This window comes from Micromonospora sp. II (assembly GCF_001709195.1).
In the GTDB taxonomy this organism is placed as follows: domain Bacteria; phylum Actinomycetota; class Actinomycetes; order Mycobacteriales; family Micromonosporaceae; genus Micromonospora; species Micromonospora chalcea.
Window position 1 is genome coordinate 96,330 of sequence record NZ_LYXF01000035.1, and the last position, 24,761, is coordinate 121,090.

Genomic DNA, 24,761 nt, shown 5'->3' on the forward strand with positions numbered 1-24,761 from the left:
AGGGTCAACCTCACGCCGGCAGCGTGCGGAACGTGATGCCCGCGCGTACCAGCCGGTCCAGCAGCGCGTCGCCCATCGCCGCGACCGGCGTGACCTGCCCGGCGGTCTCCGGCAGGTCGTCGAAGGCCAGGCAGAGCGCCGACTCGGCGAGCATCTTGGCCGTCTCGTCGTAGCCCGGGTCGCCGCCGGCCACCTCGGTCACCACCCGGCGGTCGCCACCGGTGCCCACGAACCGCACCCGGAACCACGACTTGGCCCGCTGCTCGGCGGTCGGGCCCTGCCCGGAGGCGAGCCGTCCGAGCAGCCAGCGCCGCGTCGGCGCCACCTTCACCAGCCCCATCACACCGGCCAGCCCGACACCTGCGACGAGCACCGTGGGCAGCCGCTTCAGCGCGGCGAAGTGCCGGTAGCGGAAGTCCGGGCCGTACTCCGGGCGGGCCGCCGCGGACCGGCGGACCACCTGCGGGTCGATGGTGGGCAGGGGCACCGCCCACTGGCCGAACTCGCGTACCCGGCCGACCTTGCCCGGCACCGCGCGGACCCGGCGCCCGCCGGGCTTCGGCTCCATCGCCCGCCGCGCCCGCGCCGCGCGGCTCGTCTCACCGGTACGGGAGAACGCGGTGAGCGCCGAGTGGTACGTGCCGGCGGAGAACCGGCCACCGGCCCGCACGTACCCGTCCACGGCGATCGGCCCGTCTGCGGGCAGTTGCTTGACCGTGTACCAGACGCCCAGGTCGTGCGGGATCGAGTCGAAGCCGCAGGCGTGCACCAGGCGGGCCCCGGTGCGTACCGCCTCGGCGTGGTGCCGCACGTACATCCGGTCCACGAACTCCGGCTCACCGGTGATGTCGAGGTAGTCGGTGCCGGCTGCGGCGCACGCGGCCACAAGCGGCTCGCCGTGGTGCACGTACGGCCCGACGGTGCTGGCCACCACCCGGGCGCACTCCGCCACCGCGCGCAGCGACGCCGGGTCGGTCACGTCGGCGGTGAGCAGCGGCAGCTCGGCCAGGGCCGGGTCGATCGCGGCGAGCCGCTCCCGCACCGCGGCCAGCTTGTCCGGGTTACGCCCGGCCAGCGCCCAGCGCAGCCGCTCCGGCGCGTGCCGGGCCAGGTACTCGGCGGTCAGCCCGCCGGTGAAGCCGGTGGCGCCGAACAGGACGAGGTCGTACCGACGGTCTGCGCGCATCCGCCGAGTGTGCCATCCACGGCGCTCACCTTCACGGCGTGAAGACAACCCGGACGCAGCCGTCGGCCCGGTCGCGGAACAACGCGTACCCGTCGGCGCCGCGCTCCAGCGGCATCCGGTGCGTGGCCAGATGCTCGGTGACCAGCTCGTCGCGGGCCATCCGGGCCAGCAGCTCCGGGATCGCCGTCGCGCCCCGCCGCCGGGCCGCGCGGACGGCGAGGCCCTTGTCCGCGAGCGCGCCGAGCGGGAACCGGTCCACCACACCGGGCCGGGCGTCGAGCACCACCACGACGCCGCCCTTGCGGCACGCGTGCACCGCCTCGCGCAGCGCCGCCCCGCCGTCCGCCTCGGTCAGCGGCCACCGGTTCGGCTCGGCCGGCACCCCGGAGGCGTCGACGCAGACGTCCGGGCCCCGGCCGCCGCTGCGCTCCCGCAGCTCGGCGAGCACGTCCACGTACCTGTGGTTGAGCGCCTCCACCCCGGCGTGCCGGGCGACCATGCTCAGCCGGTCGTCCCGGTCGTCGACCACGATCACCCGGTCCGCGCCCCGGGCCACCGCCGCCCCGGCGGTGAGCTGGCCGACCGCGCCCGCGCCCCACACCGCCACCACGTCGCCCGGGGCGACCTCGCCCAGCTCCGCGCCGTACCAGCCGGCCGGCGCGGCGTCGGCGGCGAACACCGCGCGGTCGTCGCTCACCGACTCCGGTACGGCGAACGCGCCCACGTCCGCGTACGGCACCCGGACGAACTCGGCGTGGCCACCGGCGAACCCGCCCAGCCGGGCCGGCCGGCCGAAACCGCCCGCTGACGGCTGGCCCCACTCCGGCTCGGCCGTCACGCCGCTCGTGCCGTTGTCGCAGCAGGCGAGCAGCCCCTGCCGGCAGAACCAGCACGCCCCGCAGGCCACCGCGGCGCCCACCACCACCCGGTCGGCGACCCGGTGCCGGCGTACCTCCGTACCGACCTCGACCACCTCGCCGAGGAACTCCCGTCCGAGCACCTCCCCGGCGGACGCCTCGGGCACCCGCCCGTCCAGGAGCGGCAGGTCCGCGCCGCAGGTGATGCTGCGCCGCACCCGCACGATCATGTCCTGGGCGTTGCGCAGCTCCGGGTCCGGGACGCGACGCACCTCCACCGCGTCGGCCCCGGCCCAGCACAGCGCCCTCATCGCACCGGCCCCGGCCGCTCCAGCGGCGAACGGTCCGCCCGCAGCACCTCGCCGGTCTCCAGGAGCTGCTTGGTCTGCCGCAGCACGTGGCGCAGGTACCGGCCCGGGTCGTCACCGACCAGGTGCGCGGCGAACCCCGGCAACGTGCACTCCCCGCCCAGCGGACGGATCGCCAGCTCCGTGCCGCGACCGCCCGGCGCGGGGCGGGCCCACACCTCGACCGCCCCGTCGAGACGGCGCAGCGGCTCGGGCCACCGCCCGGCCGGGAGCACCCGCTCGGGCTCGGCGGCCACCGTCACCTTCTGCCAGCGCCCCGGCCGTGGATCCGTTGCGGCCCGCTGCGGCAGGCGATCGGCCAGCCTCCGCGCCCCGCCGGCCGCCAGCGCCAGCGCGCCCGCCGCCAGCCGTCTGATCCGCGCCACCTGACCTCCCGAGGTCCCGGCCTCGGGCGGCCGGCGCTGCCCGGCCGGCCGCCCGCGTGCCTCCAGGGTGGGCGAGGGGCGGGTGAGCCGGGGTCGCCCCGAAGGGGTGAACCGGCCCGGTTCGGGTAACCGCTGCCCGCGTCGACAGGGGGAGGGATGCATGCCGGAGGAGGCCGACCAGGTCCGGTTCGTGGCCGCGCCGCACGACACCAGCGAGATCACCGGTACGTCCGATCTGCGTACCGCCGGCATCGATTCGCCCGACCTGGCCGGTGGTCCGCTGCCGGGCGGCCCGCCGCTGCTGGCGTCCCGGTTGACGCCGCCGCCGCCACCCGAGCCGGGTCTGCTGCGGCCCCGGCTGGTGGAGCGGGTGGAGCGGGGCGCGAGCGGGCCGGTGACGCTCCTGCTCGCGCCGGCCGGCTGGGGCAAGACGGCCGTGTTGTCCACCTGGGCGCGGGCGGAGCGGGACGGCCCGGCGCCGGCCTGGGTGACGGTGGGTGAGGGCGACACGGCACGGCGGCTCTGGGGCTACCTGGCGGCGGCCCTGCGGACGGCCGCGGTCGACGACCCGGACGAGGGACCACCGCCACCGGTGCCGGACGGCCCGCCCCGGCCGGAGCAACTGGAGTCGCTGGCCGCCGCGCTGGCCGGACGGGAACGGCCGGTGCTGCTGGTCCTCGACGACCTGCACCGGGTCACCGACCCGGCGGCGCTGTCCGGGCTGGAGTTCCTGCTCCAGCACACCGACGGGCGGCTGCGGCTGGTGGCCGGCGCGCGGCGCGAGCCGCCGCTGGCGCTGCACCGCTGGCGGCTGGCCGGCGAACTGACGCTGATCGGCCCGGACGAGCTGGCGTTCACCACCGACGAGGTCGCCGACCTGCTGGTCGCGCACGGTGTGCCGGTGCCCGCCCCGGCGGTGCCCCGGCTGGCCGAGCGCACCGCCGGCTGGCCGGCCGGGCTGCGCTTCGCCGCGCTCGCGCTGGCCGACGGGACCGACCCGGCCCGCGCGGTGGACCGGTTCGCCGGTGACCAGCCGGACGTCGCCGCGTACCTGCGGGACGAGGTGCTCGCCCCGCTGGGCCCGGCGACCCGCGACGTCCTGCGCCGCGTGGCGGTGGCCGTCGCGGTCCGCGCCGACCTCGCCGCCGCGCTGACCGGGCGGGCCGACGCCGGGCAGGTGCTCGCCGAGGCGGCCCGGGACGGCGGCTTCCTCCTCCAGGACGGCGGCAACCCGCAGTGGTACCGGCCGCATCCGCTCCTGGCCGACGTGCTGCGGGACGAACTGGGCCGGCTGCCCGCCGACGAGGTGCGCGAGCTGCACCGGCGGGCGGCGGACTGGTACGCCGCCCATGACCGGCCGGCCGAGGCGGTACGGCACGCGCTGACCGCCGGTGAGTGGACCGCCGCCGCCGAGCTGCTGGTCAGCCGCTGGCCCGAGCTGGCCCCGGACGAGCCGACCGCCGCGCCGGCCCCGCCGGAGCCGCCGGCGCACCAGGTCCGCCGGGATCCCGAGCTGGCGCTGGCCGCCGCCGCCGAGCGGGCGTACGCCGGTGATCCGGCCGCCGCCGACGGGCAGCTGCGGCGGGCGCTGGCCCACGCCGACGACCTGCCCGCGCCGCGCCGCGACCGGTTCCGCCGGCTGGCCGCCGCCGTGGAGCTGAGCCTGGCCCGGCTCGGCGGGAACCACCAGGGGGTACGCGAGGCCGCCGACCGCCTGCTCGCCACCGCTTCCGGCCCGGCAGCCGACGCGGGAGCCGACCCGCGTGCCGGGGCGGCCGAGCGCGACGACGTACGCGCGGTGGCGGGCGCCGCGCACGGACTGGTCGCGCTGGCCGAGGGGGAACTGCCGGCAGCCCGTACCCGGTTCGCCGAGGCGCGGGAGGCGGCGCGCCGGGCCGGGCGGCCGCGGACCGAGCTGCTCTGCGTCAGCCGGTCGGCGGCGCTGGAGGCGGCCCGGGGCGCGTTGCGGGCGGCCGAGGAACTCGCCGGGGAGGCGCTGGCGATGCCGGCCTGCCAGGGCTGGTCGGCGCGGGCGGACTGCGGCTACGCGTACCTGGCGCTGGCGCTCGTGGCCTGGCACCGGGACCGGCCCGCGGAGGCCGTGGCCCACCTGGCGCTGGCCGGTCCGGCCACCGCGGAGCCGGGGGGAGCGGCGCTGGCCGCGCTCTGCCGGGCCGGGCTGCTGGCCGACGGCGACGACCCGGCGGGCGCGCTGCGCACACTCGCCGGCGCGCGGGCGGTCGCGCCCGGCGCGGAGCTGGGCGGGTGGCTGGCCGCCGAGGAGGCGCAGGTACGCGCGGCGGCCGGTGACGCCGACGGCGCCCGGGCGCTGCTCGACGCCACTGGTGACGGGCCGGCGCCGGCGCTGGCGTCCGCCCGGTTGCTGCTGCGCGCCGGTGACGCCCGCGCGGCCGAGCGGACGCTGCCCGACTGGGCCGGGCCCGGCGCGGCGGACTGGCCGCTGCCGGTGCGGCTGGGCGCCGGGCTGCTCGACGCGGTGCTGGCCGGAGGGTCCGGGGACGCCCGGCGGGCCGGGCGGGCGCTGGAGGAGGTGCTGGCGCTCGCCGAGCCGGACGGCTACCGGCGCGTCTTCACCCGCACCGACCCGGGGGTACGGGACCTGCTGGCCGCGCACCTGGACTCCGGGACCGCGTACTGGGCCACGGTGAGCGAACTGGTCCGGGGCGCGGACGCGCAGCCGGTCACCGGGCCGGCGGACGGCGCGGCGCGCGGGCTGGACGAGCCGCTCACCGAGCGGGAGCTGACCATCCTGCGGTACCTGCAGAGCATCCTGTCCAACGTGGAGATCGCCGCCGAGCTGTCGCTGTCGGTGAACACCGTCAAGACGCACGTGCGCAACATCTACCGCAAGCTCGACGCGACCCGCCGGCGGGACGCCGTCCGGCGGGCGCGCGAGCTGCGGTTGATCTGACTCAGGCGTCGGCGGCGGCGTCCACCGCTGTCAGCAGTTCGGCCAGGTCGTAGCCGCCGTCGTGGCGGACGCCGTTGACGAACAGCGTCGGGGTGCCGTTGACGCCGCTGCGGATGCCGCCGACGAAGTCCTGCCGCACCCGGTCGGCGTACTCCTGGCGGCCGACCTCCGCGGCGATCTCGTCCGGCGACAGTCCGATCTGCTCGACGCCGAGCGACAGGTGCACCGGGTCGAGCTGGTCCTGGTGCTGGAAGAGCCAGTCGTACATCTCCCAGAACCGGCCCCGGGCGGCGGCCGCCTCGGCGGTCTCCGCCGCGCTCTCCGCGTACGGGTGGATGTTGGCGATCGGGAAGTGCCGGTACGCCAGCCGCACCACGTCGGCCCGCTGGCGCAGCACCTCGGTCAGGTTCGGGTACGCGGCGCCGCAGAACCGGCACTGGAAGTCGCCGTACTCGACGATCGTGACCGGCGCGTCCGCCGGCCCGCGGACGTGGTCGTGTTCGGTCACCGGGGTCCGCAGCCGCGCGGTGGTGACCTGAAGTGGCGTGGTCATCGGGCGCTCACCCGCCGATCCGCGTCCAGCCGCTCCAGCGCGTCGAGGATGCCGTCGACGCCCGGGTTCACCTCGGGCGGCGACAGGTGGCTCCAGGCCACCCGGCCGTCCGGGTCGATCACCACGAGCGCCCGGTCGGACTGCCCACGCGGCGCGTACGCGCCGTACCGGCGCGACACCTCGCCCTTGGGCTCGAAGTCGGCGAGCAGCGGGAACCGGATGCCCTGGCTCTCGGCGAACGCCCGGTGCGAGTCGACGCTGTCCACCGAGATGCCCAGCAGCACCGCGTCGTACCGCTCCAGTTCGGGCAGGGCCGCCTGGTAGAGGGCCATCTGCTCGCCGCAGACCGGTGACCAGTCGGCGGGATAGAAGGCCAGCACCACCGGACGGCCCCGGAACTGCCCGGGACCCACCTGTCGCCCGTCCGGCGCCGCCGGCAGCGTGAACCCGGGGGCGGCCCGCCCGGGTGTGATCAGCCCGTTCGGATCACTCATGCCTCCCACCATGGCGGGCGCCCGGGTGAGGCGGGCTCACCCGGGCGGGGTGGTTCGGCTCAGCGCACGACCAGGTGGTTGTGCACCTCCCGGATGCCGGGGGCGTTCCACACCACCCGCTCGATCTCCGCGCGCTCGCCGGGCGAGTGGACCTGCCCGCCCAGCACGACGGTGTCGCCGTGCACCCGGACGTCGACGCTCTCGGCCTCGGTGGCGGCGTTGCGCGCGAGCGCGTCCACGATCCGTTCGGCCAGGTCGTGGCCGTCGGCGCGGACCGCCGGGCGCACGGCGATCCCGTTGCTCACCCCGCGTACGCCGGTGAGCCGGGCGACCGACCGTTCGGCGGCCCGCCGCTGGTACTCCCACTCGACGTCGCCGTGCAGCGTGACCCAGCCGTCGGAGACCGTCACCTGCAGCGTCTCGACCGGCACGAACGCGTCCCATTCCAGCGCCCGTACGGCCGCGACGGCGATCTCCGGGTCCTCCCGGCCGGCCGCGGTGGCGATCTGGACGGCGAGGTCGTTGGCGACCGCGCGGACCCGGGCGGCCCGGTGCGCGGCCCGCTCGGCAGCCCACTTCTTGGCGTAGCTGTCCACCCGGCCGGTCAGCGTCACCACGCCCTCGGTGACGGTTACGCCGATCTCGTCCGGGCCGACCCGGGGCTCCCAGGTCAGTTCGTCGAGCACCGCGGACTGGATGTCCCGGTCGGTGCGCGTGATCGTGTCGGTGGCCATCCGGCTCTCCCTCCGTCGATGGCGGCGCGGGCACGCGGTCCCGCACCCGCGATCCTGCGCGTGTCCGGGGTGACCGGCCCTCACCCGGTCCGGGTGGGGGAGCGCACCACGCGGCACGGTGGCCGCCCCCGGGAGTGCCGGGAGCGGCCACCGTGCCGGTCGGGTGGGGTTCAGCCGTCCAGGCCGGCCGGGGAGTTCGGGCGGTCCACGTCCACGAACTCGATCTCGTCCGCGGCGCGGTCGCGGCTGCCCGCGGCGCGCGCGGCGGTGCCGGCGGCCCAGCCGATCGCCGCGCCCGCGAGCGCCGCCGCGATCAGCAGCGTCCAGGGCAGGGCGGGCCGGCGTCCGGCCAGCGCGTCGAAGGCGAGCGTGGCACGCCGGCGCGCCTCCTCGGCGGCGGAGCCGACCAGGTCGGTGGCGTCGTCGGCGAAGCCGGAGGAGTTGCGGCGGGCGCTGCGGGTGGCGTCGCGCACGCTGTCACCGGCGGAGCCGGCCGCGGAGAGCAGGTGCTGCCACGCCTGGTCGGCGACCCGCTCGGCCTTGCCCCGGCGGTCCAGCAGGTTGGATCCGAACATCGTTCTACCTCCTCGGGTGCCGAAGGCCGGCGGCCACTTCGGACTCCGGTGTCCATCCGGCGCGTTCACTGTCTCGGGGCAGTGCCCCACCGGCGCACGCGGCAAACCCTCGCGGTGGTGCCCGGCTCGTGAGCAGCGAACGGGACGAACCACCCGAACGCGCCGGGACCGGTGCCGACGGGACGTGCGCGCGCCCGCTACCCTGGTCGGCGGATCGACGGGTCCGACCGGCCGTACGGCTGGCCGCGGCCCGCGTCGAAGGGGAAACTGGAACCCGGAGGTCCGGATTGGGAGCGCCCAGGTGTGCCCAGTTCGCGAATTGCTCATCCCGGGGGGTGGCGACCGGGCCGTTGGAGGAATACTCTCGGTCGCGGCCCGCGTACTGATGAGGCGCCCGTCAAGGGCGAGTGGAGGTGCTCGCGTGAGCCTGTCGATCGTGAAGTCGGTGCGGCCGGGTGGTGTCGTCCAGATCGCGCCCCGTGGGGAGATCGACGTCGACACCGCGTACGAGGTGCGGGAAGCGATCGCCGAGGTGCTCGCGAAGGGCCGTCCCTCGCGCATCGAGCTGAACATGCGGCTCGTCACGTTCATCGACTCGGTCGGCATCAGCGCCATGGTGGCCGGCTTCCAGACCTGCGAGGTCAGCGGCGTCAAGCTCGTGGTCACCGAGCCGAGCCGGTTCGTGCACCGGCAGCTCTGGGTGACCGGCCTGCTCGGCCTCTTCGGCGCTCCCGAGCCGTGGTTCGCCGACGACACCCCCGAGGTGCTGCCCGGCGCCTGAGCGCCGTTCGCACCCCCTGCGGCCAGGGGACCTTCTACCCGTTGCCAGCCCGGCGTCGGTACGGGACGATCGTCGCGACGTACGACGGCGAGGGGGCCCGCTTGCAGAGCAGCGACAGCTTCAGCTACACCGTGCAGGCCCGGTGCAGCCGGGCCGACGCGGTGGCACTGCTGGGTGACCTGAGTCGCCAGGGCGAGCTGCATCCGCTGATCGTCCGGGTCCGGCAGCTGCCGGCCCGGCCGGGCGCGCTGGCCAGCTACGCGATCACCGACCGGCTGCAACTGGGCCCGCTGCACTTCCCGGTCACGTACCAGGCGGACGTGCTGGTCGCGAGCGAGGACGAGGTGGTCACTGTGGCCCGGCAGCAGCCGGCGACGACGGTGCGCAACCACACCCGGCTACGCGACGAGCCCGACGGCACCGTGCGCATCGACGTGGAGATCACGCTCACCGCGCCGGCGCCGCTGTTCGGGTACGCGTTCCGCCAGGCCCGGGCGGCTCACCTGAGCCTGGCGGCCCGTCTCGGCGCGACGCTGGAGGGCCGGCCCGATCCGGCCGGCCCCCCGGGAGCGCGCTAGTACACCGACAGGTGCACGTGGTTGGTGTGGTCGCTGGACGGGTCTCCGTTGCCGCCGCTGTACGACTTCCACCCGCTGCTGGGCAGCCAGATCTGCTTGAACCAGATCACGTAGAGCACGGCGAGCGGGTCGGCGTTGCGCACGAAGTACGCGGCCAGGTTGTTGCCGTACGTCCGGTCACCGCCGCTGGCCACGCCGCCGAAGCCGTTCTTCTGGGCGGCGAAGTCGCAGGCCCGCCCCTTCGGGTGCTCGCCCGAGCCGCTGGGCCGGTGGCACGAGACGTACCTGGTGAAACCGGCCGCCTTGGCCTGCTGCAGCGCGTGCAGCGTCCGCGGGGTGATGCAGCCGTTGGCCGGGGTCGGGTCGTTGACGCTGCACGACTCCGACGGCCACGAGCCGTCCGAGTTGCGTGGTGCGGGCTTCGCGTTCTTGTTTGAGGTGCCCTGGACGCTGCCGCCGCCGCTGCTGTTGTTGCGGGCGGAACGTTCGTTCGCCACTTCGAGCGCGCGCTCGGCCTGCTCCTTGCGCTTGCCCATCACCTCGACCTGCTTGCGTTGCTCGCGGATCTCGGTGTCGAGCGCGGCCCGGGTGCGGGTGGCCTCGTCCCGGGTGGTGATCAGCTCGCGCACCGTGCGGTCCTCGTGCGCGGCGACCTGTTCCAGCGTGGCGGCCCGGTCCATGAAGCCCGCCGGGCTGCTGCTGTCGAGCAGCGCCGCGGCGGTGCCGAGGCGGCCCGCGCGGTACGCCACCCCGGCGATCTCACCGACCTTGGCGTCACGTACGGCCAGCTCGGCGCCGACCTTCGCGAGCTGGTCGTTGAGCTGCTTCTGGCGGTTCACCGACCGGTTCAGCGCGGCCTTCGCCTCCAGCCAGCCCTTGCTGGCCGCGTCGAGTTGGGCGCGCAGCTCGGGCGTGCCGCCCTCGTCGTCGCCGGGCGCGGCGGCGAGCAGGGCGGTCCGGGGCGCCGCCGAGGCGGGGGAGGCCGGAACGGTCGCGACGCCGACAGTCAGCGTCGCGACGAGCAGGGCCGCCAACCGGGCGGCCGTCCGTCGTACAGGTGCCACTGGGGGCATTCACATGTCCTTCCGTCAACCGCCGACCGGGTTAGCTGACGGGTTCGGGACGGAAGATCCCTACCGCTGACGCGGATGCACCCCACGTACGTGGTTCCCCGGCTCGCCCCTTCGGGCGATTAGGCGACGGCCACCCCACCTGCGCCGGTGACGCCGGTGGCTGCGGCCGCGACCGAGCCTACCGGCGCGGCCCGGGCGCGGCTCCGTTGCGCAGTGCCGCATGGTGGGGCAAAACCGACATAAGTGTACAGCAGTCACGGTGATTTAAGTCTGCCCTAATCACCACTCGGTCTTTCCGCACACTCCGGCTGACGCTCCGGGTTCGACCTGCAACGTGGCGTGATCGATGGAGAAGTCCTCGTGCAGCGCCGTCCGCGCGGCGGCCAGCACCCCGGCCGGGTCCACACCCGGGTCGGTGGTCAGGTGCGCCGAGGCCACCTCCATGCCCGAGGTGAGCGTCCAGACGTGCAGGTCGTGCACCTCGGCCACGCCGGGGACCGCGGCCAGTCGGTCGTGCACGGCGGTCACCTGGAGGTGCTCCGGCGCCGCCTGCACCAGGATGCGCACCGCGGCCCGGCCGAGCCGCCAGGTGCGCGGCAGGATGAACAGGCCGATCCCGACGGCGACCAGTGGGTCCGCCCACCACCAGTCGGTCACCGCGATGACCAGCGCGGCGGCGATCACGCCGAGCGAGCCGAGCAGGTCGCCGAGCACCTCCAGGTACGCGCCGCGCAGGTTGATGCTCTCCTTCGCCCCGGCGCGCAGCAGCGCGAAGGCGACGATGTTGGCGAGCAGGCCGAGCACCGCCACCACGAGCATCGGGCCGGCCAGCACCTCCGGCGGCTCGCCGAAGCGGCGTACCGCCTCGATCAGGACGTAGACCGCGACGGCGCCGAGCAGCACGGCGTTGGCGAGGGCGGCGAGCACCTCCAGCCGGTAGAGGCCGAACGTGCGCTGCGGGTCGGTGCCGGCGCGCCGGGTGGCGGTGATCGCCGCGAGGGCCATGCCGATGCCGAGCACATCGGTGAACATGTGCCCGGCGTCGGAGAGCAGGGCGAGCGAGCCGGTGGTGAAGGCGGCCACCGCCTCGACCACCATCAGGACGGCGAGCAGCGCGAACGCGGCCCAGAGCCGGCCTGCGTGGCGGTGTGCCGCGTTGGCCACCGCGCTGCTGTGGTCATGACCTGCGCCCACGCCAACACCCTCCCTGCCGCGTACCGGCCGGGCCCAATGTATGCTCACATCGCTATGTATGCAAGTGAACTGTGGGTGGCGCGGGCGTGGCCCCTCACCCCACCGGGTCGAGCGTGGTGAGGCGCTGGGTCGCCCGGGACAGCGCCACGTAGAGCGTGCGCACGCCCGAGCCCGGATCGGCCCGGATCTCGCTCGGCGCCACCAGCACCACGCCGTCGTACTCCATGCCCTTGGCCTGGAGGCTGGTCACCACCTGGAGCCGGCCCGCGCCGAGCGCGCCCAGCCAGCCGGCCACCTCGTCCCGGCGCGGCACCGGCGTGATCACGCCGACGGTGCCCTCCACCTGGCCGAGCAGCGCCTCGGCCGCCTCGACGGTGGCCGCCGGCAGCTCGGCGGCGGGCACCGTGCGCTCGACCGGCGGAACGCCGGTGGACCGGACCGCGTCGGGCAGCGGCAGATCCGGGTAGAGCCGGCGGATCTCCGCCGCCGCCACCGCGAAGATCTCCGCCGAGTTGCGGTAGTTGGTGGTCAGCTCGTAGCGGTGCCGCTTGCGCCGGCCCAGCGCCTGGTCCCGGGCCCGGTCCAGCTCCTGCGGGTCGCCGGTCCAGGCCGTCTGCGCCGGGTCACCGACCACCGTCCAGGACGCCAGCCGCCCGCGCCGGCCGATCATCCGCCACTGCATCGGCGAGACGTCCTGCGACTCGTCCACCACCACGTGCGCGTAGTCGCGGTAGTCGGCCGGACGCTCCCGCGCCGCCGCGCGGGCGGCGCGCTGCCGATCGGCGTACGTGCTCAGCTCGCGCACGCCACCGGCGAGCTGGTACGGGTCGCGCTTGGGCCGGGCCCGCTGCACCGGCTTGCCCAGCAGCGCGTCCAGCTCGTCCAGCAGCGCGATGTCCGCCACCGTCAGCCCGTCGGTCGCGAGCGTGCGGTACGCCTGCCCGAGCAACCGGATCTCGGCCGAGGAGAGGATCCCCCCGGCGTAGCGGCGCAGCCGGTCCGGGCGGGCCAGCCAGTCCAGCACGTGCCGGGGGTGCAGCCGGGGCCACCACGCCTTGAGGAACTCGCGGAACTCCGGCCGCTCGATGATCTCGTCCTCGAACGCGGGCTGCTCCGGCAGCCGGCCCACCCGCAGCGTGCGGGCCTGCGCGTAGAGCGCGGCGAGCACCGCGTCGAACGCCGCCCGGCGTACCTCGTTGCGGCGCGCGCCCCGGGCCAGCGTCCGGTCCCGGATCGCGTCCAGCGCGGGGCGCTCCAGGCGCAGCAGCTCACCCCGGTACAGCAGGCGCAGCTCGGCGGGGGAGTCCGGCACCGCGTCGCGGACCGCGCGTTCCAGCACCCGGCGCATCCGCAGCGAGCCCTTCACCGCCGCCACGTCCGGCGGGTCGGTCCGCGACGCGGACAGGCCGGGGAAGAGCGAGCCGAGCGAGTGCAGCGTGGCGGTCTCCTCGCCCAGTGAGGGCAGCACCGAGGCGATGTACTCGACGAACACGCCGGACGGGCCGACCACCAGGATGCCGCCGCCGGCGTACCGGGCCCGGTCGGAGTAGAGCAGGTACGCGGCCCGGTGCAGCGCCACCGCCGTCTTGCCGGTCCCCGGGCCGCCGGAGACGATCGTGACGCCGTTGCCGGGGGAGCGGATCGCCTCGTCCTGCTCGCGCTGGATGGTGGCGACGATGTCGCGCATGCCCCGGCCGGTGGCCCGGGACAACGTGGCCAGCAGCGCCCCGTCACCGACCACCGCCATGTCCGGCGGCGCGGCCTCCGGGTCCAGCAGGTCGTCCTCGATCCGGGTGACCTTCTCCGAGGCCGACTGGATCGTGCGCCGGCGCACCACGCCGCGCGGCTCGGCGGGCGTGGCCTGGTAGAACGCGGCGGCGGCGGGCGCCCGCCAGTCCACCACCAGCGTCTCCGCGTCCACGCCCCGCACGCCCAGGCGGCCGACGTGCAGCACCTGCCCGGTACGCAGGTCCAGCCGCCCGAACACCAGCCCCTCGTGCTCGGCGTCCAGCACGTGCCGGCGCTGGGCGGCGTGGAAGACCATCGCATCCCGCTCGACCAGCGCGCCGAAGTTGCCGACCCGGGCCAGCCGGTAGCCCTCCCGCTCGGCGTCGGCCGCCGACCGGCGCAGTTCGGCCAGCCGGGCGTACACCCGGTCGAGGTGGCGCTGCTCGGCGGCGATCTCCCGGTCCAGCGTGGTCTGGTCGGTCAACGCGGATGCTCCTGTGGTCGGACGGCACGACGGGCTGAATGAGGGTACGGGCCCTCGGCAACCGCAGCGCCGGGGCATGCCGTCCGCGTGGCGTACGTCAGTGCCGTTCCGGAGCGGGAGACGCTCAGAGGCGGGCCGCCGGACGGCCGGTCAGCACCCGGTCCAGCACCCCGGCCACGGCGTCGTTCACCTGGTCCGGGCGCTCCATCATCAGCATGTGACCGGCGCCCGGGCAGACGGTCAGCTCCGTGGTGGGCAGCGCCGCCGCGATCGACTCGGCGCACGGCGGCGGGGTGAGCCGGTCCCGGTCCCCGACCAGCGCGGCGGCCGGCAGCCCGCCCAGCGCGGCGAGCGTCTCCAGCCGGTGCTGCGCCCCGATCGAGGCGCGGAACCCGCCGATCGAGCGCAGCGTGGCCCGGGCCACCGCCGAGGTGACCAGCCGGATGTCCGCGGGGTCGCAGCGGTCGCCGAACAGCATCCAGCGGATGCTCGGGCGCAGCGCGCGCAGCAGGGCGTGCGGTGGCCGCCAGCCGCCGCACCGGGCCAGCACCCCGGCGCCGGTGGTCTCGGCGAGCCGGATCAACCTCGTGATGCGGGGGGACAGGCCGTAGACGGTGTGCGTGTGCCCCTCGGCGGTGGTCGAGACGAAGACCAGCCCGGCGGTACGCGCGGCGAACCGGTCGGCGTGGCGGTGGGCGTACTCCATCACCGTCATTCCGCCCATCGAGTGCCCGACCAGCACGATCGGCCCGGACGGGGCGATCTCGTCGACCACGGTGGCGAGGTCGTCGCCGAGCTGGGCGAGCGTGGCGTCGCGCAGCGCCAGGCAGCTCGACCGGCCGTGGCCGCGCGCGTCGTAGGTGACCAGGCGGACCCGGTCGCCGAACCGTTCCCGCAGCTCGGCGACCTGACGGTGCCAGCTGCGGCCGTCGAGCGTCCAGCCGTGCAGCATCAGCACGGTGACCTCGGCGTCGACCGGCCCGGTGACCGTCACGTGCAGGCGTACGCCGTCCGGAAGCCGCAGTTCCATGTCGCCACCCCCGAGCCCGTCCGGTTTGCGTCCACCGGGTGTCCCGGCGGTGACACCGGCGTTACCCGTCATGACACCACGGCAACCGGGGCGGGGAGAAGATTCGCGTCCGGCCTATGGACGAGCCGGACGCGCATCCGCCGGCGATCCGCCACCGGTGAGGTGACGCTGCTGCCGCAGGAGCAGACGCGAAACCGCCCGCCGGGGTGATCCCGGCGGGCGGTCGCGGTGGTGCGGGTGAAGGGTGCTCAGCCCTCGAAGACGCCGGCCTCGACCAGGCGCTTCTCGGTGGCCTCCCAGCCGTGGTCCGGGTGGGCGGCGGCGAGGCCGTTGATCTCAGCCCGGATCTTGGCGGCGTGGCCGGCGGCGGCCAGCACCCGGATCTCCTCGACGAAGGCCTCGGAGTCGGTGCGCAGGTGCGCGGTCTTGCCGTTGGTCAGGTTGCGCACGTAGGCGTGCTTGCCGCCGTTGAGCGGGATCAGGTACTTGAACTCGCCCAGCACGCTGAGGGCGCCACCCTGGCCAGCCTGGCCGGCCCGGACTGACGCGCGCGCGGTCTTAGAGGTGTTGCTCGCCACGGAGGTACTCCTTGCAGACGTACGGTGGGGACGGAAAGCCGTCCGGGGGCTGTGCGAGTGACGCCCGGGTTGAGCGCCTGCCCGCGAAGATGTACGGCGGCACACAGAACCGCCCAGAGAACTGTACACGACCGCGACACCTGGCTGGTCGTCGCGGCGTCAGAGGGCACAACCGGCTCCACCTCCCGGGTATTTCCCGCCGGCTGGGACCGGCGAATTTTCCGATTCGCTGGCGCACCACCAGTCACACGGGTCATCATGTGTGTCCAGGTACCACTCGGTAGGACGAGGTCGTAGGGGAAGACGCACCTCGGCTCACCGGGAGGTCACCGTGCCAACGCGTGGCGTCGTATACGTCCACTCGACCCCGCTCGCCGTGTGCTCGCACGTCGAGTGGGCGATCGCGCGCGTCCTCGCCGCGCCGGTCAACCTGCACTGGACGGCGCAGCCCGCCGATCCGGGCGCTCGTCGCGCCGAGTGCGGCTGGACCGGCAGCCCGGGGACCGGCGCGGAGCTGGCCGCTGCCCTCCGGCAGTGGCCCATGATCCGTTTCGAGGTCACCGAGGAACCCAGTCCCGGCGTCGACGGCGAGCGTTTCATGTACGTACCGGGCCGGGGCCTGTTCCGGGCCGCCGTCGGCGCGGCCGGTGACATCCAGCTCGGCGAGGACCGGCTGCGCAGCCTGATGGCCGCCGCGCGCAGCCCGGAGGCGCTCGCCCACGCGCTGGACAAGGCGCTGGGCACCGCCTGGGACGCCGAACTGGAGCCCTACCGTTACGCCGGCGACGGCGCCCCGGTGACGCTGCTCACCCGGGTCGGGTGACGGCGGCCGAGTTGCCCCGATACGGTGGGCCGCGTGTCGATTTCCCCGCGGCGCTCCGCCGTCGCGCTCGCCGCACTGACCGCGCTGCTCGTCTCCGGGTGCTCGGACGGGCCGGACCGGCCCCGTCCCACCCCGACGAGTCCGGCGCCGTCGTCGGCCGCGCCCGCGCCGAGCGAGTCGCCGGCCGCTGACCCGGCCGCCCGCGCCGCCGCGCTGGTCGGCACGCTGAGCGACGAGGACCTGGTCGGGCAGGTGCTGATGCCGTACGCCTACGGCAGCTCGGCCACCGAGGTCTCGGCCGGCTCGGCGGCCGGCAACCGCGCGCTGGCGGGCGTCGACACCCCCGCCGAGATGGTGGCGAAGTACCGGCTCGGCGGCGTCATCCTGGTCGGCTTCAGCGCCGACGACCCCACCTCCGGCAACCAGGCCACCACGAACGTCGACAACCCGAAGCAGGTCCGGGCGCTCACCGACGGGCTGCGCGCCGCCGCCGGCAAGCTGCCCGCCGGCGCCGCGCCGTTCCTGATCGGCACCGACCAGGAGTACGGCGTGGTCACCCGGATCACCGACGGCGTGACGCTGCTGCCCAGCCCGCTCGCGGCCGGCGCCGCCGGGAACCCGGCGCTGACCGAGGCCGCCTGGCGGGCCGCCGGGGCCGAGCTGGCCGCGATGGGCATCAACCTCGACTTCGCCCCGGTCGCCGACGTGCTCGTCACCCGCAGCACGGTGATCGGCTCCCGGTCCTTCGGCGCGGACCCGGCGACCGCGTCCCCCCAGGTGGCCGGCGCGGTACGCGGCCTGCAGGCCGAGGGCGTCGGCGCGGCGGTCAAGCACTTCCCCGGGCACGGCCTGAGCGCCGAGGACTCGCACACCGAGCTGCCCGTGATCAAGCAGTCCCGCGCCGACCTGGACCGGATCGCGTTCCCGCCGTTCCGGGCCGGGATCGGCGCCGGGGCCATGGCGGTGATGTCGGCCCACCTGGACGTCAAGGCGGTCGACCCGGGCACCCCCGCCACGTTCTCCCGCAAGCTGCTCACCGACGTGCTGCGCGGCCAGCTCGGCTTCCAGGGCGTGGTGATCACCGACGGGATGAACATGGCCCCGGCCAAGAAGTGGTCACCCGGTGAGGCGGCCGTGCGCGCGCTCAACGCCGGCAACGACCTCATCCTGATGACGCCGAACGTCACCCAGGCGTACGACGGGCTGCGCGCCGCGCTCAAGGACGGCTCGCTGCCCCGCGCCCGCCTGGTCGAGGCGGTCACCCGGGTGCTCACCATGAAGTTCCGGCTGGCCGGGCGGGACACGCCCGCGCTGTCCACGCTCGACGGCGCCGACCACCGCAAGGCCGCCGACGACCTCGCCACCGCCGCGGTGACTGTGCTGCGCGGCAAGTGCGGCGGCGCGGTGACCGGACCGGTGAGCGTGACCTCCTCCGGTGGCCGGGAGCGCACCCGCAAGCTGCTGACCGAGGCGCTCACCGCGGCCGGCGTCAAGGTGGTGCCCTCCGGCGGCACGGTGGTGCACCTGGTCGGGTACGGCGACGGCGCGAAGGACCTGCGCGCCGACGCCGCCGTGACGGTGGCGATGGACACGCCGTACGTGCTGTCCGGGGCGAAGTCCCCGACGCTGATGGCGACCTACTCGTCCACCCGGGCCTCGATGAACGGCCTGGCCGCGGTGCTCGCCGGCAAGGCCCGCCCGGGCGGCCGCTCCCCGGTGCCGGTCTCCGGCCTGCCCGCCACCACCTGCCGCACCTGACCACCGCCGCCGGTAACTCGGGTGCGGCCCGGGGCGGCCGGCTGGCAGGGTGGCGCCCATGGGAGAGGCAGCACAGGGATTCCGGTACGTCCAGCGCGCCGACGGCACGGTGGTGATCACGCATCACGGCCGGGTCGCGAGCACGCTTCGCGGCGGCCGGGCCGCGCAGTTCCTGGCCGAGGTCGACGACGATCCGCAGCTGGCCATGGCCCGGTGGACCGGCAACTACCGGCGGGGAAACGAGCGCACCGCCCGCCTACACCCCCGCAACCGCTGAGGTGTAAGGAAGGGCCCCCTGTTAACGCCTGCGGTAGAGGAAGGGCCCCTTCTTAACAGTCGCTGTTAAGAAGGGGCCCTTCCTTACGTCAGGGGCGGGTGAAGACCAGCGCCACGTTGTGTCCGCCGAAGCCGAACGCGTTGTTCAGCGCCGCCGGGATCTCCATGTGCCGCGCCTTGTGCGCGGCGACGTCCAGGGTGAGGCCCTCGTCCGGGTCGTCCAGGTTGATCGTCGGCGGGATCACGCCGTCCCGGATGGCCAGGATGGTGGCGATCGACTCCAGCGCGCCGGCCGCGCCGAGCAGGTGCCCGGTCATCGACTTGGTGGCGGTGAGCACCGGGTGGTCGCCGACCGCCTGGCGCAGCGCGCCGATCTCCAGCATGTCCCCGACCGGGGTCGAGGTGGCGTGTGCGTTGACGTGCACGATGTCGGTACGGGCCACGTCCGCGTCGGCGACCGCCCGGGCGATGGCCCGGATCGCGCCCTCGCCCTCGGCATGCGGCTGCACGATGTCGTACGCGTCCGAGGTGATCCCCGCGCCGGCCAGGCGCGCGTACACCCGGGCGCCCCGGGCGGCGGCGTGGTCGGCGCGCTCCAGGATCACCACGCCCGCGCCCTCACCGAGGACGAAGCCGTCGCGACCGGAGTCCCACGGCCGGGAGGCCCGCTCCGGCTCGTCGTTGCGGGTCGACATGGCCCGCATCGAGCTGAAGCCGGCGATCGGCAGCGGGTGGATGACCGCCTCGGTGCCGCCGGCCACCACCACGTCGGCCCGGCCGGCGCGGATGATGTCCAGACCCAGCGCGATCGCCTCCGCGCCGGTCGCGCAGGCGCTGGCCACGGTGTGCACGCCGGCCTTGGCGCCCAGCTCCAGCCCGACCCAGGCGGCCGGACCGTTCGGCATCAGCATCGGGATGGTGTGCGGGGAGACCCGCCGCGGGCCCGACTTCTCCAGGATGTCGTCCTGGGCGAGCAGGGTGGTGGCGCCGCCGATGCCCGAGCCGACGCTGACCGCCAGGCGCTCCGGGTCCGGCCCGGCCTCGGCCAGCCCGGCGTCGGCCCACGCCTGCCGGGCGGCGATGATGGCGATGGCCTCCGAGCGGTCCAGCCGGCGCAGCTTCACCCGGTCCAGCACCTCGGACGGGTCCACCGCCAGCTGGGCGGCGATCCGGACGGGCAGGTCCGCCGCCCACTCCTGGGTGAGCGCACTCACCCCGGAGCGGCCGGCGAGCATGGCGTCCCAGGTCGACGCGACGTCCCCGCCGAGCGGGGTCGTCGCGCCGAGCCCGGTGACGACGACGTCGGGACGACTCATGATCAGGACTGCGCCTCGATGTAGCTGACCGCGTCACCGACCGTCTTGAGGTTCTGCACCTCGTTGTCCGGGATCTTGACGCCGAACTTCTCCTCGGCCGCCACCACGACCTCCACCATGGAGAGCGAGTCGACGTCGAGGTCGTCGGTGAAGGACTTCCCCTCGGCCACGTCGTCCGGGTTCACCCCGGCAACCTCTTCGAGGATCTCGGCGAGGCCGGCGGTGATCTCGTCACGGGTCATTACGGTTGGTTCCTCTCATCGGGGGTTACCGGTGACCGGCGTCGCCGGTCACGCGCCTCGGCGCGTTCGCGCCCGAGGGGATCTCAGGGGCAGCGCACGACCTGACCGGCGTAGGTCAGGCCGCCGCCGAAGCCGAACAGCAGGACCGGGGCGCCCGAGGGCACCTCGCGCCGCTCGACCAGCTTCGACAGGGCCAGCGGGATGCTCGCCGCCGACGTGTTGCCGGACTCGACGATGTCCTTGGCGATGATCGCGTCCGGAATGTTCAGCCGCTTCGCGATGCCGTCGATGATCCGGCCGTTGGCCTGGTGCGGCACGAACGCGGCCAGCTCCGACGGGGCCACGCCGGCCCGCTCGCAGGCCTGCAGCGCGAGCGGGGCCAGCGCGGTGGTGGCCCAGCGGAACACCGACTGCCCCTCCTGCGCGATGTACGGCTGCCAGCCCTCGATGCGTACCGCGTCGCTCTTCTCCGGCGCGGAGCCCCAGACCACCGGCCCGATCCCGGCCGGCTCGTCGTCGGCGGTCGCGGTCACCACGGCCGCCCCGGCGCCGTCGGCGAAGATGATGCAGGTCGAGCGGTCGGTCCAGTCGGTGAAGTCGGAGAGCTTCTCGGCGCCGACGACGATCGCGTTGCGCGCCGCGCCGGCCCGGATCGCGTGGTCCACGGTGCCCAGCCCGTATGCGAAGCCGGAGCAGGCGGTGTTGAGGTCGTATGCGGCGGGCGCGGTGACGCCGAGCTTCGCCGCGACCCGGCAGGCCACGTTGGGACTGCGGTCCACCGACGAGCAGGTGGCCACCACGACCATGTCGATGTCGGCGGCGGTGAGGCCGGAGTTGGCGAGCGCCTTGCCGGCGGCGGCGGTGGCCATGTCGGCGACCGTCTCGTCGCCCGCGATCCGCCGGGTGGCGATGCCGACCCGGTCCCGGATCCATTCGTCGCTGGTGTCCACCATCTGCGCGATCTCGTCGTTCGTGACGACGCGGGAGGGCTGGTAGTGCCCCATCGCGACGATCCGGCTGCCGGCCATTTAGTGCGTTCCTCCGATGCGGACGAGGGGCTGGCCCGGGGCGACCGGGTCGTCGTGGTGCGCGAGCCACTCGGTGAGCAGCCCGTTGTCGTGTGCGGTCACCTCGACCGGCCCCTGCGCCCCGGTGACGTGGCCGAGGACCTGGCCGGCGCGTACCTCGGCGCCCACCGTCGCCTCGGCCGCCCGGGCGAGGCGGCCGGCGGCGGGGGAGACGACCATCCGGAACCACGGCGTGTACGGGCGGGCGGGACCGGCGTGCCGAGCGATCAGCCGCCGCGCGGCGGGCAGGTCGGCGGGGGTGTTCAGAGTGACGATCTCGGGCGCGCCCTCGCCCTTGAGTTCCCGCTTGACCAGTCCGGCGAGGGTGCCGGCGGGCGGCAGCTCGATCACGCCGGTGACCTCGAGGTCGGCCAGCGTACGCATGCACAGGTCCCAGCGGACCGGGGCGGTGACCTGCCGGACCAGCCGCTGCAGCGTCTCCGGGCCGTGCCCGACCGGCGCGCCGTCGAGGTTGGACAGCAGGATCCGGGCCGGGGCGGAGGCGGTGACACCGGCGGCGACGGCGGCCAGCGCGGCCTCGGCCGGTGCCATGTACGGCGTGTGGAACGCGCCGGCCACCTGGAGCCGGATGATCCGGGTGCGGGCCGGCGGTTCGGCGGCGAGCTTGTCCAGCCCGTCGATCGCACCGGCGGCCACGATCTGACCGGCGCCGTTGCGGTTGGCCGGGTGCAGCCCGTGGGACTGGAGCGCGGCGAGCACCTCGTCCGGGTCACCGCCGAGCACCGCGGCCATCCCGGTCGGTTCCAGCGCGCAGGCCGCGGCCATCTCGTGTCCGCGTACGCCGGCGAGCGTCACGGCGGCCTCGGCCGGCAGTACCCCGGCCAGGGCGGCGGCGCCCAGCTCACCCACGCTGTGCCCGGCGACCAGCGCGACGTCGTGCATCGGCAGGTGCTCGGCGGCGAGCAGCGCGGCGGCGACCAGCAGCGGCTGGGTACGGGCGGTGTCCTTGATCTCGTCCGCGTCCGCCCGGGTGCCCAAATGGATCAGGTCCACCCCGGCCAGGGCCGACCACCAGCGCAGGCGCGCCTCGACACCGTCGAGGTCGAGCCACGGAGCGAGGAAGCCGGGCTTCTGCGAACCCTGTCCCGGAGAGAGTACGGCGAGCACGTGTACGACTCTGACGGATACTCGCGGGTCGCGCTGTAACGCACGGCACGAAACCGCACTAGAACCTTTGGAGGAAACCTACAAAAATCGGTGGGCGGTCATCGCCGGTCGGAGACCCCCGGTACCACCGGGTCGAGCCTACCCACAGTCAGCGCCACCTGCAGCGCGAAGGCGTCGCGCGGGGCCAGCGGCGAGAAGGCGGTCACCTCGGCGATCCGCTTCAGGCGGTAGCGCACGGTGTTCGGGTGCACGAAGAGCGCCCGGGCGGCGCTCTCCAGCGTGCCACCGGCGGCGAAGAACGCGTCCAGCGTCTCCAGCAGCTCGCCGCCGGAGCGGGCCAGTGCCGCGTACACGTCGTGGCGCAACCGGCGGCGGGCCTCGGTGTCGCCGGCCAGCGCCCGCTCCGGCAGCAACTCGTCCGCGGCGACCGGGCACGGCGCGGTCGGCCAGGCCGGCGCGGCCCGGAACCCGGCCAGCGCGGCCCGCGCCGACTCGGTGGCCTCGTCCAGGCTGGGCACCGCCGGGCCGACCACCACCGGCCCCTCACCGAAGGCGGTACGCAGCTTCTCCGTGGCCGCCACCGGGTCGGCCGCCCCGCCCAGCACGATGACCAGCCGGTCGCCGTGCACGCCGCCGATCACCTCGACGCCGATCCGCCGGGCCTGCCGGTAGACGGTGTGCAGCACGGCGGCCACCTCGCCGCCGGGGGAACGGCCCACCGCCACCGCGACCGGTGGGGCGTCCGTCCAGCCGAGCGCGGCGGCCCGGCTGGCCAGCACGTCCGGGGAGTCGCCGCGCAGCAACGCGTCGACCAGCAGCGCCTGCAACCGGGCGTCCCAGGAGCCGCGGCTCTCGGCGGCCCGGGCGTAGACCCGCGCGGCGGCGAACGCGATCTCCCGGGAGAAGCGCAGCACCGCCTCCCGCAGCGACTGCTCCTCGCCCGGCACGGCCAGCTCCGACACCTGCTCCTCGACCACGTCGATGGTCACCTTGATCAGCGCCACGGTCTGCTGGAGGCTGATCGAGCGGGCCAGCGCCTGCGGCGCGGCGGCGAAGACCTCGTCCGACACCTCCTGGGTGCGGTCGGTGGCCCCGCCACCCTGGCGCAGCCACTGCACCAGTGACCGCACGCCGGCCTGGGCCACGAGCATGACCCAGGAGCGCTGGTCGGCGGGCAGGTCGCGGAACCAGGGCAGTGTCTCGTCCATCCGGGCCACGCTGGCGGTGGCCAGGCCGCCCGCCGCCCGTTCGATACGCCGCAGCGTCGCCGACGTCTCCGTGCCGCCCGGTTCGCTCACCGCACCAGCCTGACATGCGCTGAGCAGCGGTTCCACTCCGAGGTGGCGGCTTCGCCGTGGCGTGACGATCTCCACCGGTACGCGCTGGCGATCTTGTCCGGGTGGGCCAGTACGGTGTCAGGGCGCGCCCGGGCTGTTCCGGCGGGCGCGCGAGGGCGACGGTGAGGAGGCCGGGATGGCGCAGGGGGAGGCCGAGCACGGTTGCGCCCAGGGCGAGCCGTGCCGGCGTGGCCACGACCAGCCGGTCACGGCCACGCACCCGCGTCGGCCGTGCCTGCACCACCAGGGCGAGCAGGCCGTCGGCCGGGCCGCGGAGCGCGCCGAGGACGAGCCGGCGGTGCCCCGTCAGCGGGCCGTCGAGCCGGCGCATCTCGCGGACGAGGCGTCGCCGGAGCAGGGTTGTCGCAGCGACCTGGCGGGCTGGGCGGGCGCCCACCGCCACGGCGCGGTACGCCCGCGCAACCGTACGGTCCGCCGGGAGCGCCCGCCGCGTCGCTGGTGCTGACGCGGAGCCGGGCGGGTTGACGCCGACGCGGTGTCGGGCCGGGCTCAGCGGGTGCGGCGGCGCACCAGCAGCGCGATGCCGGCGAGCCCGGCGGTGATGACCAGCACGACGCCCACGTTGAGCAGCAGCAGCCGCTGGAGTTCGCCGAGGGCGGTGTCGAGTTCGCCCACCGGGTCGAGCGCCTCCTCCGGCAGCACCCGCTCGCCGCCGCCGATGCCACCGGCGAGCGTGTCGAACTGCGCCGGCAACGGCACGCCTACCGAGCGCAGCGTCTCCGGCATGTTGAGCCGCCCGAGGAACCAGCCCGCGCGGAGGTTGCTCCGGTCCGGCTGCTTCGCCGGCCGGTAGACCCGCGGGCCGCCCTTGGCCAGGGGAAAGAGGTCGTAGGTGCGCTGCGGACCGGCGGCGACGTGCACCACCACCGTGTACTTCGGACCGAGGTCCGCGGCGGCCGGGCCGCGCAGCTGGCCGGTCGCGCCCAGCCACTTGATCTGGTCGATCACCAGGTGGACGTCGGCCGACCGGCTGTCGGTGCGCAGCCGCAGCGGCTCGTCGAGCTTGTCGCCGGTGATGTCGACGCCGGTCGGGGCGGGCGCGGGCGTCGGTTTCGGGGCGGCGTGGGCCGCCGTCGCGCCGGTCAGAGCCAGTGTGCACGCGAGGGCCGCCATCGTCCCGGTCACGGCGATCAGCAGCCGTCTCACCTTCCGGATCATCGCCGCCTCCTCGCCCCGTTCGATGGCTGGCTTCCGCTGCAGTCACACTGGACCGGTGTCCACCACAAAGACTCCGCAGAACGGCGCTCGGTTGCAGCAGGTGGAAGAGTATTTGGAACTATTTG

The 24,761-nt window shown here is 75.2% G+C and carries 25 protein-coding genes and 1 riboswitch; of the genes, 7 read left to right on the plus strand and 18 right to left on the minus strand.

The features are described 5' to 3' along the window. Window positions 1-10: 10 nt before the first annotated feature. Genes A8711_RS18335 through A8711_RS18345 form a run of 3 tightly spaced genes read right to left on the minus strand, consistent with a single transcriptional unit; the run spans window position 11 to window position 2,776 of the window. A complete protein-coding gene (locus A8711_RS18335) occupies window positions 11-1,186 on the minus strand; it encodes a trans-acting enoyl reductase family protein (RefSeq protein ID WP_069088909.1) in 1,176 nt (391 codons plus the stop codon). Window positions 1,187-1,217: 31 nt separating this feature from the next. Beyond that, window positions 1,218-2,354 (minus strand): alcohol dehydrogenase catalytic domain-containing protein, encoded by a 1,137-nt coding sequence (locus A8711_RS18340; protein ID WP_069088910.1) that lies wholly within the window; start codon window positions 2,352-2,354, stop codon window positions 1,218-1,220. Then, window positions 2,351-2,776 (minus strand): hypothetical protein, encoded by a 426-nt coding sequence (locus A8711_RS18345; protein ID WP_064448221.1) that lies wholly within the window; start codon window positions 2,774-2,776, stop codon window positions 2,351-2,353. The genes A8711_RS18340 and A8711_RS18345 overlap by 4 nt, the downstream gene beginning before the upstream one ends. Before the next feature lie 160 nt (window positions 2,777-2,936). On the opposite strand from A8711_RS18345, the gene A8711_RS18350 reads away from it, so the two are divergent. After that, on the plus strand, window positions 2,937-5,708 hold the full coding sequence (locus A8711_RS18350; protein WP_069088911.1) for a LuxR C-terminal-related transcriptional regulator: 2,772 nt from the start codon (window positions 2,937-2,939) through the stop codon (window positions 5,706-5,708). 1 nt (window position 5,709) lies between these two features. On the opposite strand, the gene A8711_RS18355 is transcribed toward A8711_RS18350, so the two are convergent. The 4 genes from A8711_RS18355 to A8711_RS18370 form a co-directional block, all read right to left on the minus strand. Then, a complete protein-coding gene (locus A8711_RS18355) occupies window positions 5,710-6,261 on the minus strand; it encodes a DsbA family protein (protein WP_064448223.1) in 552 nt (183 codons plus the stop codon). After that, window positions 6,258-6,755, minus strand: a complete 498-nt coding sequence (locus A8711_RS18360) for a redoxin domain-containing protein (protein WP_043329170.1) — start codon at window positions 6,753-6,755, stop codon at window positions 6,258-6,260. The genes A8711_RS18355 and A8711_RS18360 overlap by 4 nt, the downstream gene beginning before the upstream one ends. A gap of 59 nt (window positions 6,756-6,814) precedes the next feature. Further along, window positions 6,815-7,489 (minus strand): BON domain-containing protein, encoded by a 675-nt coding sequence (locus tag A8711_RS18365; RefSeq protein WP_064448224.1) that lies wholly within the window; start codon window positions 7,487-7,489, stop codon window positions 6,815-6,817. A 170-nt stretch (window positions 7,490-7,659) separates the two neighbouring features. Continuing rightward, window positions 7,660-8,064, minus strand: coding sequence for a hypothetical protein (locus tag A8711_RS18370; RefSeq protein WP_064448225.1), 405 nt, complete (start codon window positions 8,062-8,064; stop codon window positions 7,660-7,662). Between the two features lie 421 nt (window positions 8,065-8,485). On the opposite strand from A8711_RS18370, the gene A8711_RS18375 reads away from it, so the two are divergent. Then, window positions 8,486-8,845 carry an STAS domain-containing protein gene (locus A8711_RS18375; RefSeq protein WP_013287849.1) on the plus strand — a complete coding sequence of 120 codons (360 nt, stop codon included), beginning with the start codon at window positions 8,486-8,488 and terminating at the stop codon, window positions 8,843-8,845. A gap of 41 nt (window positions 8,846-8,886) precedes the next feature. Then, the gene (locus A8711_RS18380) at window positions 8,887-9,423 is read left to right on the plus strand and encodes an SRPBCC family protein (RefSeq protein WP_231915621.1); all 537 of its coding nucleotides are present in this window, start codon (window positions 8,887-8,889) and stop codon (window positions 9,421-9,423) included. Here the strand turns inward: A8711_RS18380 and A8711_RS18385 are convergent. From A8711_RS18385 to A8711_RS18405, 5 genes are all read right to left on the minus strand, one after another. Next, a complete protein-coding gene (locus A8711_RS18385) occupies window positions 9,420-10,496 on the minus strand; it encodes a hypothetical protein (RefSeq protein ID WP_069088912.1) in 1,077 nt (358 codons plus the stop codon). The genes A8711_RS18380 and A8711_RS18385 overlap by 4 nt on opposite strands. Window positions 10,497-10,500: 4 nt before the next feature. Further along, window positions 10,501-10,632, minus strand: a riboswitch (cyclic di-AMP (ydaO/yuaA leader). Window positions 10,633-10,775: 143 nt separating this feature from the next. Continuing rightward, entirely contained in the window at window positions 10,776-11,690 is a 915-nt protein-coding gene (locus A8711_RS18390; RefSeq protein WP_043329179.1) for a cation diffusion facilitator family transporter, read from the minus strand. Window positions 11,691-11,784: 94 nt separating this feature from the next. After that, window positions 11,785-13,902: an AAA family ATPase gene (locus tag A8711_RS18395; RefSeq protein ID WP_064448226.1), complete on the minus strand. Its 2,118-nt coding sequence runs from the start codon at window positions 13,900-13,902 to the stop codon at window positions 11,785-11,787. 124 nt (window positions 13,903-14,026) lie between these two features. Continuing rightward, window positions 14,027-14,932: an alpha/beta fold hydrolase gene (locus A8711_RS18400; RefSeq protein ID WP_064448227.1), complete on the minus strand. Its 906-nt coding sequence runs from the start codon at window positions 14,930-14,932 to the stop codon at window positions 14,027-14,029. A 248-nt stretch (window positions 14,933-15,180) separates the two neighbouring features. Next, on the minus strand, window positions 15,181-15,510 hold the full coding sequence (locus A8711_RS18405) for a hypothetical protein (RefSeq protein ID WP_043329183.1): 330 nt from the start codon (window positions 15,508-15,510) through the stop codon (window positions 15,181-15,183). A gap of 331 nt (window positions 15,511-15,841) precedes the next feature. On the opposite strand from A8711_RS18405, the gene A8711_RS18410 reads away from it, so the two are divergent. From A8711_RS18410 to A8711_RS18420, 3 genes are read left to right on the plus strand one after another with little or no spacing between them, the layout of a single operon-like run. Then, window positions 15,842-16,333 carry a DUF3145 domain-containing protein gene (locus A8711_RS18410; RefSeq protein WP_013287841.1) on the plus strand — a complete coding sequence of 164 codons (492 nt, stop codon included), beginning with the start codon at window positions 15,842-15,844 and terminating at the stop codon, window positions 16,331-16,333. Window positions 16,334-16,366: 33 nt separating this feature from the next. Next, window positions 16,367-18,091, plus strand: a complete 1,725-nt coding sequence (locus tag A8711_RS18415) for a glycoside hydrolase family 3 protein (RefSeq protein ID WP_069088913.1) — start codon at window positions 16,367-16,369, stop codon at window positions 18,089-18,091. A gap of 58 nt (window positions 18,092-18,149) precedes the next feature. Continuing rightward, the gene (locus tag A8711_RS18420) at window positions 18,150-18,368 is read left to right on the plus strand and encodes a hypothetical protein (RefSeq protein ID WP_069088914.1); all 219 of its coding nucleotides are present in this window, start codon (window positions 18,150-18,152) and stop codon (window positions 18,366-18,368) included. Window positions 18,369-18,456: 88 nt separating this feature from the next. Here the strand turns inward: A8711_RS18420 and fabF are convergent, their stop codons facing one another. From fabF to A8711_RS18445, 5 genes are all read right to left on the minus strand, one after another. Continuing rightward, a complete protein-coding gene (fabF, locus tag A8711_RS18425; RefSeq protein ID WP_030503633.1) occupies window positions 18,457-19,683 on the minus strand; it encodes a beta-ketoacyl-ACP synthase II in 1,227 nt (408 codons plus the stop codon). Between the two features lie 2 nt (window positions 19,684-19,685). After that, window positions 19,686-19,925, minus strand: a complete 240-nt coding sequence (locus tag A8711_RS18430; RefSeq protein WP_007072348.1) for an acyl carrier protein — start codon at window positions 19,923-19,925, stop codon at window positions 19,686-19,688. Window positions 19,926-20,008: 83 nt separating this feature from the next. Continuing rightward, on the minus strand, window positions 20,009-20,953 hold the full coding sequence (locus A8711_RS18435) for a beta-ketoacyl-ACP synthase III (protein ID WP_043329189.1): 945 nt from the start codon (window positions 20,951-20,953) through the stop codon (window positions 20,009-20,011). Further along, the gene (locus A8711_RS18440) at window positions 20,954-22,120 is read right to left on the minus strand and encodes an acyltransferase domain-containing protein (RefSeq protein WP_069088915.1); all 1,167 of its coding nucleotides are present in this window, start codon (window positions 22,118-22,120) and stop codon (window positions 20,954-20,956) included. A gap of 98 nt (window positions 22,121-22,218) precedes the next feature. Further along, window positions 22,219-23,493: a CdaR family transcriptional regulator gene (locus tag A8711_RS18445; protein WP_274479170.1), complete on the minus strand. Its 1,275-nt coding sequence runs from the start codon at window positions 23,491-23,493 to the stop codon at window positions 22,219-22,221. 100 nt (window positions 23,494-23,593) lie between these two features. Between A8711_RS18445 and A8711_RS18450 the strand changes: the two genes are divergently transcribed. Continuing rightward, on the plus strand, window positions 23,594-23,923 hold the full coding sequence (locus A8711_RS18450; protein WP_043329196.1) for a hypothetical protein: 330 nt from the start codon (window positions 23,594-23,596) through the stop codon (window positions 23,921-23,923). Window positions 23,924-23,967: 44 nt separating this feature from the next. Here the strand turns inward: A8711_RS18450 and A8711_RS18455 are convergent, their stop codons facing one another. Further along, window positions 23,968-24,636 carry a hypothetical protein gene (locus A8711_RS18455; protein WP_069088916.1) on the minus strand — a complete coding sequence of 223 codons (669 nt, stop codon included), beginning with the start codon at window positions 24,634-24,636 and terminating at the stop codon, window positions 23,968-23,970. Window positions 24,637-24,761: the final 125 nt, after the last annotated feature.

Coding starts and splice junctions, on each gene's coding strand:
- A8711_RS18400 (WP_064448227.1), bottom strand. CDS start 14,932: ATGGAACTGCGGCTTCCGGACGGCGTACGCCTGCACGTGACGGTCACC.
- A8711_RS18370 (WP_064448225.1), bottom strand. CDS start 8,064: ATGTTCGGATCCAACCTGCTGGACCGCCGGGGCAAGGCCGAGCGGGTC.
- fabF (WP_030503633.1), bottom strand. CDS start 19,683: ATGAGTCGTCCCGACGTCGTCGTCACCGGGCTCGGCGCGACGACCCCG.
- A8711_RS18420 (WP_069088914.1), top strand. CDS start 18,150: ATGGGAGAGGCAGCACAGGGATTCCGGTACGTCCAGCGCGCCGACGGC.
- A8711_RS18360 (WP_043329170.1), bottom strand. CDS start 6,755: ATGAGTGATCCGAACGGGCTGATCACACCCGGGCGGGCCGCCCCCGGG.
- A8711_RS18350 (WP_069088911.1), top strand. CDS start 2,937: ATGCCGGAGGAGGCCGACCAGGTCCGGTTCGTGGCCGCGCCGCACGAC.
- A8711_RS18335 (WP_069088909.1), bottom strand. CDS start 1,186: ATGCGCGCAGACCGTCGGTACGACCTCGTCCTGTTCGGCGCCACCGGC.
- A8711_RS18455 (WP_069088916.1), bottom strand. CDS start 24,636: ATGATCCGGAAGGTGAGACGGCTGCTGATCGCCGTGACCGGGACGATG.
- A8711_RS18430 (WP_007072348.1), bottom strand. CDS start 19,925: ATGACCCGTGACGAGATCACCGCCGGCCTCGCCGAGATCCTCGAAGAG.
- A8711_RS18340 (WP_069088910.1), bottom strand. CDS start 2,354: ATGAGGGCGCTGTGCTGGGCCGGGGCCGACGCGGTGGAGGTGCGTCGC.
- A8711_RS18365 (WP_064448224.1), bottom strand. CDS start 7,489: ATGGCCACCGACACGATCACGCGCACCGACCGGGACATCCAGTCCGCG.
- A8711_RS18355 (WP_064448223.1), bottom strand. CDS start 6,261: ATGACCACGCCACTTCAGGTCACCACCGCGCGGCTGCGGACCCCGGTG.
- A8711_RS18450 (WP_043329196.1), top strand. CDS start 23,594: ATGGCGCAGGGGGAGGCCGAGCACGGTTGCGCCCAGGGCGAGCCGTGC.
- A8711_RS18385 (WP_069088912.1), bottom strand. CDS start 10,496: ATGCCCCCAGTGGCACCTGTACGACGGACGGCCGCCCGGTTGGCGGCC.
- A8711_RS18435 (WP_043329189.1), bottom strand. CDS start 20,953: ATGGCCGGCAGCCGGATCGTCGCGATGGGGCACTACCAGCCCTCCCGC.